Origin of the sequence: Pseudomonas sp. FSL L8-0168, assembly GCF_037976155.1 — a bacterium.
GTDB classification, from domain to species: Bacteria; Pseudomonadota; Gammaproteobacteria; order Pseudomonadales; family Pseudomonadaceae; genus Aquipseudomonas; species Aquipseudomonas paracarnis.
Genome location: NZ_CP150262.1, coordinates 802495 through 818697, shown reverse-complemented (window position 1 = coordinate 818697; position 16203 = coordinate 802495). Strand labels below are relative to the sequence as shown.

Sequence of the window (16203 nt, the reverse complement as noted above, 5' to 3'; positions counted from 1 at the left end):
GATGGCGCTCGGTCATCGGTTTTCAGGATTACCAATGGCGGCAACAGCTTTTACGCTGCGGCTCGAGGAAGTTCTGACCGTTACTACAGGTTCGACCCTGGCTGCATGACGCCCGTGGATGCCGGCGCTCAGGAAATCGTGCGCGCGATCGATCACTTTGAGCCCTCAGACGAACAGGCAATCACTTGGCAGGCCGGGAAATTCTTGCTGCTTGATAACTGGCGTTTTCTACATCGCCGCGGATCCGCACAGGGAAGCACTGAGCGGAAACTCCTTAGGGTCACCGTAATGGAGAAAGGCAACCATGGCTAACACAGGAAGTGACGTAAAAAAGCCGCGCAAGGAAGTGCCATCAGCAATCTCGGCGGAGGCCCTGCTAGGGAAGTCTCGGCTTTACGCATTGCGAGCGTTGCAGGCTAAGGCCTCAAAAGATTCCGTGGTCTATCAGATCTGGGCAGCTCTGGCCCTGGAGCTCTTGGGTAAAGCTCAGCTTGCGGCGATTCATCCTTGCCTGGTCGTGGAAGCCGACAATCCAAATAGCCTTTTGGAGGCTTGCGGTGTCGAAACTGACACCAAGGTGAAGACCATTAGTGCTCACGTGGTTTTCGCACGACTGAAGCACACGGTGGCAAAATTCGGCACACCGCATGCTAAGTCATGCGAATTGATCTCCTCACGTAGAAATGCCGAACTCCATTCGGGCCAGGCAGCATACGCCGGCGTCGTGGATAGCGACTGGGAGGGGGAGTTCTGGACAACCTCAGAACTCATCCTCGCATCCATGGGGCAGGAGTTGGAGGATTGGGTGGGCAGTGCGTCAAAAATCCCTGCGGCCCTTGCCAAGGACTTCCACACGATCAAGGTGCAGGCAGCCAAACAAAGCATCGCAAACGCCCGAGCAACCTTCGAAAAACCTGATGAAGTGCCTGGGTCATCACAGCAGAAGCCGAAAAAGCGTTCTCCTAAAGAGATCAAGGAACTGCAAGAGCATTCCCAGGGCTTGGAGTGGTGGACGTATCGAGGGGTCTTCAGATACCACTTAGATAGCCACTGGGACATCCCGTGCCCTGCATGTGAAAGCAAAGGCTTCTTAGGGGGCGATCGTGTCCACGAAGAGGTCATCGAGCAGGATCATGAAAGTGGGTACGAAACGGTTGAGCGATACTCCACACCCGTCGAGTTCTACTGCCCAACGTGTGAATTGCACCTGGAGGATGCCGAGGCTATGAAGGCGGCAGGCTTCGATGAAGAGTACGTAGAGCAGGATGAGCGAGAGATCGAGTACGAACCAGACTACGGGAACGATTAGGCTCTGAGCAGACGGGCTTAAGACCAAACGCCAGTGATTATGGGCTTCTTCACTGGTATTGCTCGGTACACTCAAAGGAACGGAGTCTATAAAATCCTGCCCTCAAGATCAATTTTAGGGAACCTGCAGTCACATTCCGGCACTCCATAATCGGTAAACTCTGCTCCTTTATAGTTCTCGCTGAACCACAACTTTATTTGCTCCGCATTCATTTCGTGGCGTTTGTCATACATGAAATCCCTGTGGCGCGCAGCCCATACACGCGAGTTTTGTTGCAGTGTTGGATCCCACCAATAAATATTACCATCATTATCCTTGGCCTCGATCCAGGCATGCGGCTCTGGTGATGTGTCGTAACTTATCCCAAGTTTTTCATCGTGAGGCGGAGGCGTGAGTATTCCAAGGATGTATGTGATTTGCCATGAGTTGTTACTCAGCCACGTCGAAAATTTGTTTTCGAAGGCAGAGAGGATCACTAGTGATCCCGAGTTAAAATAACACTCCCCACGAGTATCGAGATCGTGCACTCTTAGCATCCAGGAAAGCTCCGAAGGTATTCTAGTGATTTTCATGCATGCCTCCAATCTGGTTATTAATTCTGTTGGCCTTTGATTTAAAGCTCGGACACGACCCAGTCATAACATGCGAAATTCAAGCTGTAAAAAAGACCTCCTTTATGGAGGCCTTTTCTTTATGCATTTCAATACACGCGGCGTTGAAGGCGAGTGACCTCTTCCATGAAACGACTGTAGAAGCGATCTTTTGGTGCCAAACGAAGGGCTCGCTCAACGCATCCCTGTGCAGCGATCAGATCTTGAGGCTCGGCATTGATGTACGCGTATGTTTTTTGCAGTTCACATAGGTGCTTGGACTTACCAAGCGCTTCAGCCTTGTCGAGATGCTCCACTGCGTTCGCTATATCACCAATCCGGCTTTCGATCATCCCCCGGGTGAAGTAGGTATCAGCCTCTTCGGGGAGGAGGCGGGTAGCCTTACGCGACTGCTCCAGCGCGGCATCCAGCTGGCGCGTGCGCATCAGGGTGTAGGCGTAACGGTCGAACAACCAGCCGTTTTCTGCATCTTCTAGTACTGCGCTCTCGTAGTAATTGCAGGCTTCGGGATAATTACCCTCGTTAAAGCTTTTCCAGGCGGCCCGGGCAGCCGGTGTGCGGAATGCCTGTAGGGCACGATCGTTGACCTTGGCTTCGGCGCTGGTCAGGAATTGCTGGTAGCGATGCTTGACCCAGTTCACGTCATCATCAGTGGGTTCACGCTTGCCGTCAGTGATCTCGTACCGCTCGACACAATAGTTGTAAAACTCTGGGCTCAGTGTGATCTGAGGTGCACCCTCAATGCGCGAGAAGCTGCCAATACCACGGCTTTCCTCAATTGCTTCACTTGCGGCCGCAACCGTTACCCCCACACGCTGGCAGCAGAGCTGGAAGAGGTACTGGTCATGGCTATCACCCAAGCGGCTCATCAGCAGGAGAACTCGACGCAGATCAGATGTCAGGCGCCCCCATGCGTCCTCGTAGAGAAACTGACCCAGGTCTTGGCGTTGCATCTTTTGCACGCGCTGGAACGCCGCCTCAAGGCCGTTGTTCTGACTGGCAGCGGCTTGGACGAAGACCTCTAGCGCGATCGGCTTGCTGATCAACTGCCTCGAGTAGCGCTTAAGGGTTGATACTCCAGCCTGTGCAATAGAATTACACCTGAGGGTAGCGCCTCGCTTGCGCAGGAACTCCGCGCCTTCGTCGTCGTCCCAGTTCTCGGTTTGGACGGGAAGGGCTTCGATCAGCTCACGTCGACGCGACGTCAATATGACACGCCCAATTCTCCTGGACAGCTCGTTGACCTGAGTCGCGAGCGCCCGGACGTCTGCGTCGTTGTTCGCCATCGTCTCTGTGTTGTCTAGGATGATCAGGTGGTTGTCGCGGGTGATTTCAAGCTCTGACTGGAGCGTGCCAAGTTTCTGCACAACTTCTTTGGGGTCTTTCTCGAACCACGATCGATCAAGCTTCGGGGTGGTTAGCATGCGAGCGATATCCAGTACCACGTCTGCAACACCGATCTCTTGGACGGAGATCTGCTCCAGGCCGCTCAATCCCCACCTTGTCTTTTTGGCCGTGTAGAAGGTAATAATTTCGGGGCGCCATTGGATATCGGTTTTACCTTCAAGCCAGCGGTGCAAAAACTCCACGACCATGGTGGTTTTACCAACGCCTCCGTCACCCCAAACCATGCATTTTCGAGAGTCAGCGTCATCAGCCCATTCACACAGGGCGGTGATCTCTGTGCTGCGGCCGGTAAACACTGTTTCGCTGGCAAGTCGCTCAGGAATATGGACGAACGGGCGCCACGTGTCCGACCAAGTGGGCTCGGAAATCTGGTACTCGGGGGTGCTTGGCTGCGGGATGCCCAACAGCACGTTTTCGACCTCGTAAGTGGTCTCGCCGCGGGAGAGCAGTGTTGTCTGCACTTGAGCGTCCACTTGCAGCCGGCCGGCTGATGCTCGGCGTAGATTTCGGTAGCAGATAGGATTGCCGTCACTCAGACGGAGCGTAGTGATCGGGGTCAGAGGGCGATCACCGAGGGCAGGGAAATATAGCGTGTCGTCCCCCTTGACGATGGTCGGGAGGAAGTTGGCGATACCCTTCAGCATCAATCTGGCAATAGCCACATCAGCCGCCGGCGTCCAGCCACCAGGTAGACCATGACCCTCACCGCCGTCGTTGCGGCTCTGTACGAACTTATGGAGCACATTTTCAAGGTTCGCACGTGCAGCGTCTACGAGCGGGCGAAGTTCTGGCGAAATCTCCGCCTTTTCCCAGTAATGCCGACCTACAGATTTCCAACCAATGTTCTCAGCTGCAACCACAAGTTGCGATAGCAAGCTGACCAAGGTTCCATCAGCAGGTTGCTTGAAAGCGCCAAGGTCTACCGGGGTCAGTAGGGACAGGCGAGAGCTGTCTTCCCTCAGCGCCTGCGCGACCCATTCACCAAGCGTGACACAGGCGTGCTGCATCGCAATGCGGAAAATTCCGAGTATCGCAAAGCGCACGTGTGCCGGATCCTTCAGCTGCTCGGCACTCTTGATCCGCGCTTCCATAAGCTTTTGCAAGTGATAACCATCCTGAGAGGGGGGGAGTGCGCCAATGATGCCACTGCGCCCCGTCCAGAAAAAGCACCGACGGTTGTCAGGAATGATCTTGGTCAGCCTGATTCCCCTGCAAGAAGTGATGATCCTGCAAGGGATGTAGCTCATCGGGCTCATTCCGTGACGGAAAGATGTCTCGATACCTAGATGCAGGCCCCTGCGGCACGAGCGGATTGAAGCACGCGGTCGCTCGTTGCCTTGATTCTCGAGGCCGTGGAGCGCTCAAATGGATCCTGCGGGTTAGGGTTAGCTACAACCGGCGAGCCCGAGGAGAACACGCGTACCGCTAGGTCTTGACTAGGGTCTTTGGGCCAGGTATTCATTCTGAAGACCTTCGGTTCTGAACACACTAGGCTTATCCGCGCCGGCGTGGATGGTATGCCGGGGGCAGTCATGAGCGTAGGGCGTTCATCCTCGTAGATGACCGCGGCAAACCATGCGCTATCGCCACGGATTGTTCGGGGTTGAGAGTTGAGGTTGAATCGCACTGGGACATCTATGTCCTTGGGCAAGCTTACTAGTATTGCAGGAGTTTGCTCCCCAAAAACAGACTCGGATGCTAGTGCCACCCATGCTCGAGGCGAAGCACGTTGCCCAGAGTTTCTCAGAACTACAGTGGTCGTAAACTCCGGCTGTTGCTCTTGACGAGTGTCCAATGTGACAGCAGAGATCTCCCCCGACAAGACTGAAATAGAGGGATGACCCATCGCGATCTGGTCGTTGTAGACCTTTTGGGCGAAAGCCTGCGACGCTGAAGACACACTATTGGCGGTAAGTGCCGCTTCCCATGTGAAAAATGCCGCCACCGTAGACCCTGCTGTCGCAACCAGCGTGAGGATGCTGAGAGCCCACTGGCTGGCCAGTTGCTGACCGACCCATTGGAACGCGTCCGCGAACCTGCCCCAAAAATCGTTAAGGCGATCCCCTGGGGTAAGTTTACTTGCCATATAATTTCTCTCCACGTGATGATTTTATGGGTTTATCGTCACGGGGGTACTACTTCTTTAAGTAGTTGATAAAAAAGGTTATTTCAGGAGCTAAAATGGTGAGATTCGAGACTCCGCATTAAGCAATCTAAATGCGTCGACAAAATAGCCGCCCCCTCAGAAATCAAGCCGCGCAGACTTAAGTTTTTGCCTGAACGGGTTGCAACAGCTCTTTCGCTGATCGTGATAAGTGCAGACGTTTCGCAGGTTAAGCCACAAACGACGGGTGCGGTTTGATCATCGCTGACCATTTCGCATGCCAGCATACGAACACTTGCTCATGCATCTGGATGAGTGTATTGAATGGTGATGCGCACATTTGCCCAATCCTTCCTCATCTCATTCAACACTTCGTGGCGCGCGTTGTTGAGGTGCCACCGGACATGGCTCCTGGGTTGGTGGGCGATTATCTTTTTGAGATTAGACTCGCCCACATCTATTGCTTTTCCACAGACTGGGATCTCAAGATCGTTCGCCAATATCTGAGCTTGAAGCGCTCTCAGTGCTTTGGCTCCAAGCTGCCGAATGCTTTGATTGGTAGTCGCGTACTCTGGATCATATTTCAGTAGTTCGGTCTCTCGAGCATACGAAACTAGAAACCACATCCGTTGATCGTAAGCTTTCAGAAACTCACGAAGCATTTTACGCTTTTCAGGCGCGAGCTTTACCATGCAACCTCCTAAGGCGAGCATTAGATCGAGATGGCGCTGCGCAATGGCATGAGGGCGATTGCGTAGCCTCTCTCTATCGGACTTCAAGCTTCCTAATTAGCCCGCCAAATTGCTGTGCAGGCTCAACATAGCGTAGTGCGGACTTCATATCGCTCCAGCCGACGTACTCCATTAGTGTCTTGATGTCCCAGCCTGAGCTTGCTGCCCAGGTGGCAAATCCGCGCCGGATCGAGTGGGCGCTGTAGATCTCGGACGGCAAGCCACACCGATCCAGGGTGTCGCGAAGCAGGGGAATCAGGCTATGGGCAGCAAGCGAGCGATCGCTGATGTTGCCCCAGCGATCGATTCCACGGAATACACCACCACGGGTGAGACCGGCGACTTCGATCCAGTTCAGATACGCCTCCACTGGGCAGAGCTTGCTCAGCGATGGTGTTTTGTACTCGCGGCCAATGTTCTGCCGATCCCCTTTACTGGAACCCAGATAGAACCTAATGCCCACATAGCGCTCAGCATGGGTGTTCTCGATCGTGAGCCTAGCCAGCTCATCTCCTCGAAATCCCCTCCAAAAGCCAATGGTAAGGAGGGCAATGTCCCGGGTTGCCTTGAGAAGGGCGGCCATGTTGCCGGCGGCTCTTGCCTGAGCAACCTCATCTTCCAGGTGCGCCACTGCTTTTTCGAGGTGCAGTAACGCCAGAGGAGCTGCTTGCTTCTGCTGCACGGGATGTACTGCCCTGATGCCTTTCAGCAGCTGCCTGACCTTGGGGGCTTTTGTGGGGTCGGGGAAGCCGTTGCTTTGATGCCAGTTTGCGAGCGCAGCTAGGCGTTGCTTCAGCGTGCTCAGCGCCAGCTGGTCGGCGTATTCAGCGATGTAGCGCACAACTGACTCCATAGTGGTGGGCAAGTATCCGCCCCAGGTCACCTCGAAATGGGAGAGGGCGGACGCATAGCTCTTCGACGTATTCTGCCGAACGCTCGCCTCTAGGTACCTGTCTGCCTTGCTCTCCACTTCTACCACCTACATTTCCCGTATCGAACCTTAAGTGGCTCGTCTTCGCCAGTTGTACCGCCTTTCAGGCCATTTTACCCCTGCTCAAAGGACTGCCAAGCCATAAATCTTGATTATATCTTGCCAGTTGTCGGCAACTTTCCAGCAAAGTTTGGCTTTTTTGTATTATGTAATTGCATGACATGTGGCATGACACGAAATCGTCTGGAGGGTGTATGGCGCGAGGCGGCGTTAACCTAGCGGTGGTACAAAAGGCGCGGAACAGCCTGCTAATGCGTGGTGTTTATCCCAGCATTGATGCAGTCCGGGTGGAGATTGGAAATACGGGTTCAAAGACTACGATCGCTCGGTATCTAAAGCAGCTGGAATCACCAGGATCAGAAGCGAACCCTCGTGAACGTATGAGCGGCGCGCTGCGCGGGGTCGTCGAAAGCTTGTTGGATCAAGTCCAAGAGGAGGGCAGCCAGGCCTTTCTTGAGGCACGAGCAGAGTTCGAGCACGAGCGTAAGCTATTGGTCTCCCGAGCCGAGGCACTTGAGAGCGAACTCGATGAACTCAAGCTCGGCTTCAGGGCGCAAGGGGATGTCTTGGCTGCTCAAACTGAAGGGTTCAAAACCACTCAGTCCACACTGCAGACTGAGATCACGCGCAACGCCAGGCTCAGCCAGAGCTGCAATGATTTAGAGGTGCGGATTTTAGAGAAGGATGGGCAGATCCAGTCCTTGGAGCAAAAGCATGCACACGCCCGGGAGGCCCTCGAACACTACCGGGCTTCAGTTAAGGAACAGCGAGACCAGGATCTGAGCCGCCATGAATCCCAAGTCTATCAAATGCAGCAAGAGGTGACCGTCCTCCAGCAGACGCTTATGATTAAGCAGGAGGAGATCTCCCGTCTAATCAGGGATAACGAGCGCTTCATTGCTGAAAATCGTCAGCATGTCAGGGAAGCCTCGCAACATCGTGAGGCTGTCGAAACCCTGCGGGCTGACCTGACCATTGCCAATGCTGCTACTGCACGGGCGGAAGGTGCCAAGGAACTGCTCGCTCATCAGCTTGAAGCCAAATCAAAAGAGGCCGTTGAAGTCCATTCGGTAGGAATAGCAACTCAGCAGAGGGCTGAGGAATTACGGGTGCAGCTCGAACAGTGCGAAGCAAAGTTAGAATTGTTACGTACATTGAACCCGACTGGTGAGTCGCCTGAAGACCATGAAGACTGACGCGAAACAATAGGTGGAGTGCAAATGTACTCTTTTCCCACAGAAGCGTACTCCCACTCGTCCGGGCTAAGGGGAGCTCACGATGTTGCGGATCTATGTCGGTTTATCCGGCGCCCCAAGTGCGATAACATCCTGCGGGCAATGATGGCAATGTGCGATCTTTTGCTTGACTCGTCGTCACCTGGGTTCGTAGGCAAGCGTATCGCGGCTTCGCCAGGCTCCACCTACGCACGCAGCGGGCAATCTAACAGCAGAGCAGGGATGAATGAATGTGATTGGCTCGGAATCAAACCCAATACCAACCCAGGCCCCTCAGCTTAAGTCGAGTCGGCCGGGCTCATTCCTGGGGTTCTCTCTGCAAGCTACGCGGATGTGTCTGCACCTCTGCGACGCCCCTAAGGATGCATTCGTCGCGTTGGAGGTATTTGATGATACAGATGTCCACCATGCTGACGGGTCTGTACTGCTAGAGCAGTCTAAGAGCCAGCCCTTTCAAGGTCTTTTCGTCTTGGCAGCCTTGATTATCCGGTCCGTTGAAACATGCGCATTCACCGCGGTGCCTTTAACCCATGTTTTGGGCTTGGGTACCTTGGGGCCACGGGGGCTTTTCGCAACTTGTTTAGGTTGGATATTTCTGGCAAGCGCCAATAAGTGCTGAGCCAGTTTTTCCAACGGAATGACAGGAAAATGTTCCGAGGGCAGCGCAATCTGCATTCCCTCATATCCACTCCTGACCTGAACCGCTAAATGGTAAATCGAGGCTTCCCATCCTTCAGGCTGGGTATCCCGATGAGCTTGTTCAACACTGCGTTTGAGAACAGCCAGGACGTTGTAAGCCAATACCGCCGTTGCAAACCCCAGTAAGGCAGCCTTTGGGCTGCCAAGGGTTTCGATCTCACTTTCCAGGATCGCTTCCAGTCGCTGGAACATACCTTCAATGCTCCAGCGGCGGCGATACAGTTCGGCGATCTGTTGCGCACTGACGCTCTCAGGCAGGTTGCTCCAGAACATCAAGCTGCTGTCGCCGGAGTCCGTTGGCGAATGAAGCGTCAGTTCGACACGCCGACATTGGTAACCGCCTTTGACCTGGATGATCTGCTCACGCACAGTGCCAGTTTCCACAGGTACTGGCTCTTGCCACTCACCCTCTTGAATCAAGCGTGGATGCTTGGCTTGCTGACGAATGACAAAGCAAGTTTGGACTTGCTCACAAGCCTCCATAACCGGGAGCGTGCAATAAAGCCGGTCAGCCAGCCACACTTGGCCTGGCTCGGCATTGGCCAATAAAGGCAGCACACAAACGCGCTCGCTTGCGTAGGCATCCTCACACGCCTGAAGGTCGACGACCTGATCCAGATCGGGATCGTATGCAACAACCGAAAAACCGGGACGAGCGGCGCCGCGCTCGTTGCGTAAAGCTCCCAGACGTTTTTCAGTGGATGCCAGGTGATTACCGTCCACTACCCGAACCTGCCAACCCGGCAGCATCGCCGTGCAGCCCAGCTCCCGGATGGTTGGAGCCAGGCGCTGTGCACAGCCCGTAATCAGGGCGCGCAACAGAGCAGGCTCGGTACGACTGATCTTGTCGTAGAGAGCCGCCAGGCTGACCGGAAGGTCCTCCAGTTGTCGCGCGGCGGCGTGCAGAGATGGCCTCAAGCCCAATGAAACAAGGGACATTAGCTTGATGATGGTCGAGAACAATAGCTCACGAGAATACTGCCGTTGCCGGTGTTCTTCGAAAACCTGATCAATCCACTCGGGGGCAATAGCCTGCTGCAGCGCCAGTTTGGCCATGACACTGGCAGGTGCTTTTTTTTCGAAACGCGCTAGAACTTCCGCCCACATCGTTTAGGTACCCCCTGAATGAATTTCAGGGGATTTTACAGAAGACCTTGAAAGGGCTGAGTCTAAGAGCGGCTTGGTGACAAACCCTATCAGCAACTTCTCCATCGACCTTTGGAAAACATTCGCGAACTGGATCGATGTCATTGAGGCAGGTCTAGTCGACTTGAGCAAAACCCGCTTCCGTTTATATGTCCTTCAAGATAAAGACGGCGAGTTTGCAAACTCGCTCCATTTTGCCCACACGAAGGTGTTGGTAGATCGCGTGGTGCAAGAGATCCGTGATGCCTATGCGGCGGAAAAGCCCGAGCAGTGCAAACCCTACATTGAAAGATTTCTTGACTACGACGAGACGAAGCGCGCCGACCTTGTCATGGCCTTTGAGCTCGAAACAGGAAATGACGATCTGATCGGCAGGATTTCGAATTTCTTCGCGCTTACCGTCCCAGATGACAGGCTCGAAGACGCCTGCAACGTTGCCATTGGTTGGGTCAAAAACAACTCCGACGCGCTGATCGCCGCAAGGCAATACCCTGCGCTGTCGCGCAACGCTTTCAAAGACTACATGTCGACGTTCGTTAGTCGAAGCGCGCTGAACCTCCTGAAGACCTATACCGTACCTGCGCCCTCCCAAGACGAAATCGAGGAGTGCCGACCCTTGGCTTTGACATTGCTTCGTCAGCTAGACCTCATTGACAAGGCAGGGGATGGGTTCGAAGCGGTGTCAGATTTCTTGCAGTCCAAAACGAACAAGGTTCGATGGGGCGAGAAAGGCTTGGTGTGCGACCAGGATTTTGAGGCGTTTCGCAAGACTCTATTCGACAAATGGGAGCTTCTGAATAAGAAGACAAACATGGCCTATCCCACCGCTTCAGAACAGGATAAAGGACAGATGTTGAAAATGGAGTGCATGCTTATATCCGAGCCTCTGGACGGTACCGAGCCGCCAAGATTCTTCGTACGCGGAACCTATCAGGAGTTCGCCAACGTGAAGAAGGTTGGCTGGCATCCTCGCTACCTGAATCTGCTCGAAGATTGATGGAAGCTTCTGAATCCCGTCAATAAATACTATAACCGCTGGCTGCCTGGCTCCATCTGGAGGCATGCGGCTTGGCTTTGAAACAGGTTGGCCTGGATGGAAACCCCTGAATTCAAAATGTCTCCTCGGCTCAACGACGAGATTTACTTGGTGCAAAATCCTGCCCTTGGGGCGGTTCTTATGTGGGAGTTCGTCAAAGGGTATAAACGGCAATGCACAGGCGCTGGCCCATCGCTGCCGTTTCTGTTTCTCGTATTGCCGATAATCTTCAGTGAGCCCCTACGGACGATCATAGGCAAGACCAATTCAACCTCAGGGTTACGGCTCTTCGCCGCCAAATTTTCCAAGGAGCAGGAGTTATTGTTATCCATCCAGCGCCGGATGCTGGCGCTGAGACAAACATCACTTAGCAGCGTGAGCATCGCACTGGACAGTGGCCTGTTAACCCTCGACTGCACCACTGCAGTCGTCAATTACAGCACCAAGCGATACCCGGCCAACATCCCTGACACGGTAAGAGAGTTAGGCAAACACGCAGACAAGCTTGGTGGTTGGTGTGGAGCGCTTTCCATCCAGGAAGTCCAGACCGCCCTACGGATAGGTTTTTGATGAAACTGCAAATTGAAAAACTGATTTTGTGGCCAAAAAATGGTCGCCATTACCGTGAAGTGAAGTTCACACCAGGTGCTGTGAACGTCATCAGCGGCTCCTCTAAGGCAGGCAAGTCCGCGGTCATTCCTATTATCGACTACTGCCTGGCCTCAGAGAAATGTGCGATTCCTGTAGGCACGATCAGGAATACTTGTGCATGGTTTGGACTGCTGGTGGACACGGATGAGGGCATGAAGCTGTTCGCGAGATCCGAGCCGGGTCGCCAGCGATCCACCGATGATATGTTCGTGCTAGAGGGGCAGAGCATTTCTATCCCAGCCAGGATCGAACGAAAAAACTCCAATCGCAACATCGTTAAAGAGATCCTGAATCGGCTGTCAGGCCTGCCCAACATCGGTTTCGGCGAAGACGTCAAATTCGGATTCAAGAACCGGCCCAGTTTCCGAGACCTGATGGCGTTCACCTTTCAGCCGCAGAACATTGTCGCCAATCCGGATGTCCTCTTCTATAAGGCAGACACGACTGGCCACCGGGAAAAACTGAAAGACATCTTTCCCTTCATCCTAGGTGCTGTCACGCCTCAGACATTGCTGGCGTCTTGGGAAATGAAGGATCTGGAGCGCAGACAAAAACAGCTTCGGTCAGAAATCAAGACACTGGCGGACGCGTCAGCTCGGCTGCGGGGAGAAGCCAATAGCTGGTACTTCCGAGCGCGTGAGTATGGTCTGGTTGGTATCGACTCGGTGCTTTCCGAGGAGTGGCCTGTTGCGGTCGAACAGCTTGCCGCGATTCTGATGAAAACCTCAAGGGATGCTCAACCGAAACTAGAGACAATCCAGGCCTCGATCACCACCATTGGTGAGCTCAAGATCAGGGAAGAAATTATTGCCGCGAATCTATTCGCAGGTCGCCAAAAACTAAATCAGCTAAGCGGACTGCAGAGAGATGCAGATGCCTACGTTTCTGCCCTAGAAACTATGAAGGATCGCCTGTCTCTCTCGACATGGCTCAAAGGCTTGGTGAAAAAAGAAAATGTGACACCTATCGGTGCACTCGTGTCCCCAACCCTGTCGCCATCGGGTGAGCTGGACGCGCTATGCGAGGCGCTCAGCAGCATCGAAGACAGCGCGCGCGTCGCGCCGATAGTTCCCGTATCGATCGAGAGCGAAACGCTACGGCTCCGAAACGCGATGAACGAGGACTCAGATGAACTTGATGCCATACGCAAAGAGATTAGAGCGATTGAGTTGGTCGACGCGCAAGCCAAAGGACAAGCGTTACGCGAAGCAGACATTGACCGATACCTGGGAAGACTTGAAGAGGCAGTCAAAAACTACAAAGAGGCTCAATTCGATAGCACCCTAGCCAGCGAGTTGGAGAAGGTGGACAAGCGGATGACGGAGCTTGCACCACTTGTGTCCGTGGATTTGATCAGAGCGAACACCCGTAAGATCCTAGATTCCTTGAGTGCCCATTGCGCGAAAATCACCCCGACTCTTGATGCTGAGTGGAAGGACGCGAGGATTGGGCTGTCGATCACGGACTTGGCCATCAAGGTGCGCCATGATGGCCGTGATGACTTCCTTTGGGAAATTGGTAGTGGTGCGAACTGGCTCGCCTACCATGTGGCCATGCTCCTCGCGCTGCAGAAGCTATTCATGGCCAAGAAAGCGGTCGAGCACCCAGTGCCACATTTCCTCGTATTCGATCAGCCCAGCCAAGTCTACTTCCCGGTAAAACGTGCCGCGCAGGTCGAGGAAGAGCATGAACTCAATGATGAAGACCGAGTTGCGGTGCGTAAGGTCTTCAAGGCATTCGCCGACGCGGTCAATTCGTCTGAAGGACGGCTGCAGATCATCGTGCTCGATCATGCTGACGATGGCGTTTGGGGAAAAATTCCAGGAGTTGTACTGACCGAAGAGTGGCGAGACACCAAGCTGGTGCCTGACTGGTTCAGCCTTCCGCCAGAATAAAACCTCAGGCACTATCCGCGGAGTCTTGCAGATGGGCTAACTTATGCCAAAAGGGCGAGTATACCGAGGATCTTTTTTCAACCTCACAGCCGCAAGCGTGTGAGAAGGTGATGGGCGTGTTGGATGCCCTCAAGGCCAGATGTTCGCCGCTGGTGGATCGGATCGCACTTCTGGACGTCGCTTGGCATGAGCACCTTTGTATGGCTCAGCCCAAGTCGGGTTTGATATGCGAATAAAAATGCCCTGCAAGTAAAAGCGTGCAGGGCATTTCTCGTTCCCAGGTACTCATTGTTTAAGAGTACAAATTCAAGTGTGCATGCCCAGATTAGGGTACTACTACGACCTATCCCAAAAGCCTTTCTTGATGGTCAGAGAGCACTCGCGATTGGCCGGGCCGCCATGAATGTAAGCCCTAGAAAGTCCTTGGTTGAAGGTTTCGCAGCCAATTTCAATCTGCACGCAGCCACTGCAGGAATTGCCGACATCCGTGCATATGGGGTCGAACGCGCAGTTGAATGCGAACATGCTGGCGTCATCAAACCAAGGCAGGAAATAGTGCTGGAACAACGTCAGCAACCCGCCAGCGGTATAATTCTGGACGGACGACACATACAGGATGACCGACAAATCCATGGGTATCAGGTATTCCTGAATACTCTTGGAGTCATACCCAGTATGGCGGCGCGCAGTGAGCATGAGCGCATGGCTGATCGAATGTAGCAGGTTGAAAGGGGCACCTTCTTCGGGGTTGCGCGCCGGGATTTCCCTCGCTGCTCTGCCAGGATGCATAGCCAGGACGTGGTAGTGGCTCAACAGGTACGCATGACTGCGGGCTTTGTCATTGAGTACCTCTTCATCAGGCGATTCGAGGTATGCCGAATCGATACACCAACGAAGCACCTTGCGAGGATCCAGTCGGATCCATAGAGCCTCTGTTTTCGCCGACATCGCGTAGATGGACGTTTTGCCTTTCATGCCCTCATCGACACGATCAGCAAAGGCGTTGAGCACTACAGGCGGAGCGTCAGGGTTGATTGAAGGGGCGCTTCTTTCCCGTGTGTACCCCAGCGTGGCCAAGACAACTCGAAGGTCAGGGATGTGCGTGATCGAATCGATCCCATAGCGTTCCTGTACACTCTGCCACTGACCGGCAAGCACGTCTTTTTGTGCGATATCTGTGGTTTCTTCGATCTCCTGCTCGATCGTCCTGCCCTGGACATCGTGGGGCAAGAAAACGGCTTCGAGCGTGCGCCGATTGCTGACCAGTTCGATTAGGGTGCTGGGTTCTGGAATCAAATTGCGTATGGCACTGAAACAGCCGGTTGATGTCGCGAGCTTTGCCTCAATCGTGGCTACCTCTTTTCGCGTTGAATCAAGCATCTGGGCTAAATCTTCGTCATCCTCGGCCATTACTTCATATTTCGCGATGCTGAGTCTTTTTCTCTCCAACTGCGTGCGCAGGGCGGCCTGATCGTTTGCATCGCTAATATTTGCTGAGAGCAACATGGAAAGTTTTTGTTCCAGCTCACGGCCAGACATCTTTTTCAGCAAAGCGAGCGCTATACCTTCGGCAACGTCTTGAGCCATGCCCTCGGCGCTTTCGTTTGATCCTTGCAAGCACTGCAAGAGGCTGGCAATGAGCTTGCCCCTGTCTTCGCTCAGCGCGATGTACTGGGTACTCTGGGCGTAGAAAGACTCACCGCTGGTGAGTGGTGTTCCACGCTTTTGAATTTCGGCACCAAACAAACCACTGCACGCGGGGCACTCGTCCTGATATGAGCCCGACAGCTTATCGCCGGTTTCCACATCAAAAAACGATGAGTGGAAAAACGAACCGGCATCTCGGTAGCCGATGCTGGTGGATCGACGAGCGGGGTGCGGAATGTGGACGGGGCTTGCATAACCGCACCGATGCACCGAAACGTAAGGAAGCTGGATCATTTCTCCCGAGCAACCTCTGCGCTTGCAAGGGATGAAGCTCCTGCCATTGTGCTCTTTGATCCGGGACTGCATTTTGGAAAGCGTCCGGTCATCTGGCTCGCGGGCGTCGTAAAAATCAAGCACTTTGCAACGCCTGCAGGTGAGAATCAGTGGTGCAGGGGAGACAAAAATTTCAGATGGAGATTGGATTTCCAGACGCTTCTTTTCTGCGGCGGTCAAAAAAGTTGGGTCGATCTCGCCACCGGCGCTTTCCCAGTCATGTACGAATGTCAGGACAGCTTCGCGCAACTGTTGCTTATCAACCCCTTCCAGCGCTGACCCACTATTGTTGAGAATACCCATGACGCGACCGTACGCTTGGTTGCGAAGGCGCATGTAGGCTCCAGGGAGGAAGGCTTCCCTGAAAAGGCGGCTGCGACTCACATATTCCTTGTCCATTTTTCCTTC

The 16203-nt window shown here is 53.9% G+C and carries 11 protein-coding genes and 1 pseudogene; 6 read left to right on the top strand and 6 right to left on the bottom strand.

Annotation, left to right across the window (positions count from 1 at the left end; genetic code table 11):
* Window positions 1-304 precede the first annotated feature (304 nt).
* Complete coding sequence (locus MHH62_RS03350; protein WP_339232469.1) at window positions 305-1309, top strand: hypothetical protein; 1005 nt, start codon at window positions 305-307, stop codon at window positions 1307-1309.
* Window positions 1310-1395: 86 nt separating this feature from the next.
* On the opposite strand, the gene MHH62_RS03345 is transcribed toward MHH62_RS03350, so the two are convergent.
* The 4 genes from MHH62_RS03345 to MHH62_RS03330 all read right to left on the bottom strand — a co-directional run bounded on the left by MHH62_RS03345 (window position 1396) and on the right by MHH62_RS03330 (window position 7003).
* Window positions 1396-1881 (bottom strand): hypothetical protein, encoded by a 486-nt coding sequence (locus MHH62_RS03345; protein ID WP_339232468.1) that lies wholly within the window; start codon window positions 1879-1881, stop codon window positions 1396-1398.
* Window positions 1882-2009: 128 nt separating this feature from the next.
* Window positions 2010-4574: a hypothetical protein gene (locus MHH62_RS03340; protein ID WP_339232466.1), complete on the bottom strand. Its 2565-nt coding sequence runs from the start codon at window positions 4572-4574 to the stop codon at window positions 2010-2012.
* Window positions 4575-5730: 1156 nt separating this feature from the next.
* A complete protein-coding gene (locus MHH62_RS03335) occupies window positions 5731-6123 on the bottom strand; it encodes a hypothetical protein (RefSeq protein WP_339232465.1) in 393 nt (130 codons plus the stop codon).
* Window positions 6124-6196: 73 nt separating this feature from the next.
* A complete protein-coding gene (locus MHH62_RS03330; protein WP_339232463.1) occupies window positions 6197-7003 on the bottom strand; it encodes a tyrosine-type recombinase/integrase in 807 nt (268 codons plus the stop codon).
* Window positions 7004-7347: 344 nt separating this feature from the next.
* Between MHH62_RS03330 and MHH62_RS03325 the strand changes: the two genes are divergently transcribed.
* Window positions 7348-8349, top strand: coding sequence for a DNA-binding protein (locus tag MHH62_RS03325; RefSeq protein ID WP_339232462.1), 1002 nt, complete (start codon window positions 7348-7350; stop codon window positions 8347-8349).
* Between the two features lie 492 nt (window positions 8350-8841).
* Here MHH62_RS03325 and MHH62_RS03320 read toward each other — a convergent pair whose 3' ends face one another.
* A complete protein-coding gene (locus MHH62_RS03320) occupies window positions 8842-10143 on the bottom strand; it encodes an IS4 family transposase (protein ID WP_080643517.1) in 1302 nt (433 codons plus the stop codon).
* 127 nt (window positions 10144-10270) lie between these two features.
* On the opposite strand from MHH62_RS03320, the gene MHH62_RS03315 reads away from it, so the two are divergent.
* The 4 genes and pseudogenes from MHH62_RS03315 to MHH62_RS03300 form a co-directional block, all read left to right on the top strand.
* Window positions 10271-11230, top strand: a complete 960-nt coding sequence (locus MHH62_RS03315; protein WP_339232460.1) for an ABC-three component system protein — start codon at window positions 10271-10273, stop codon at window positions 11228-11230.
* Window positions 11231-11326: 96 nt separating this feature from the next.
* Window positions 11327-11839, top strand: a complete 513-nt coding sequence (locus MHH62_RS03310; RefSeq protein ID WP_339232458.1) for a three component ABC system middle component — start codon at window positions 11327-11329, stop codon at window positions 11837-11839.
* Window positions 11839-13815 carry a DUF3732 domain-containing protein gene (locus MHH62_RS03305; RefSeq protein WP_339232457.1) on the top strand — a complete coding sequence of 659 codons (1977 nt, stop codon included), beginning with the start codon at window positions 11839-11841 and terminating at the stop codon, window positions 13813-13815. The genes MHH62_RS03310 and MHH62_RS03305 overlap by 1 nt, the downstream gene beginning before the upstream one ends.
* Window positions 13816-13853: 38 nt before the next feature.
* Window positions 13854-13946, top strand: a pseudogene (locus MHH62_RS03300) (DUF4113 domain-containing protein); the annotation flags it as partial.
* 205 nt (window positions 13947-14151) lie between these two features.
* On the opposite strand, the gene MHH62_RS03295 reads toward MHH62_RS03300, so the two are convergent.
* Window positions 14152-16194: a hypothetical protein gene (locus tag MHH62_RS03295; protein ID WP_339232454.1), complete on the bottom strand. Its 2043-nt coding sequence runs from the start codon at window positions 16192-16194 to the stop codon at window positions 14152-14154.
* Window positions 16195-16203: the final 9 nt, after the last annotated feature.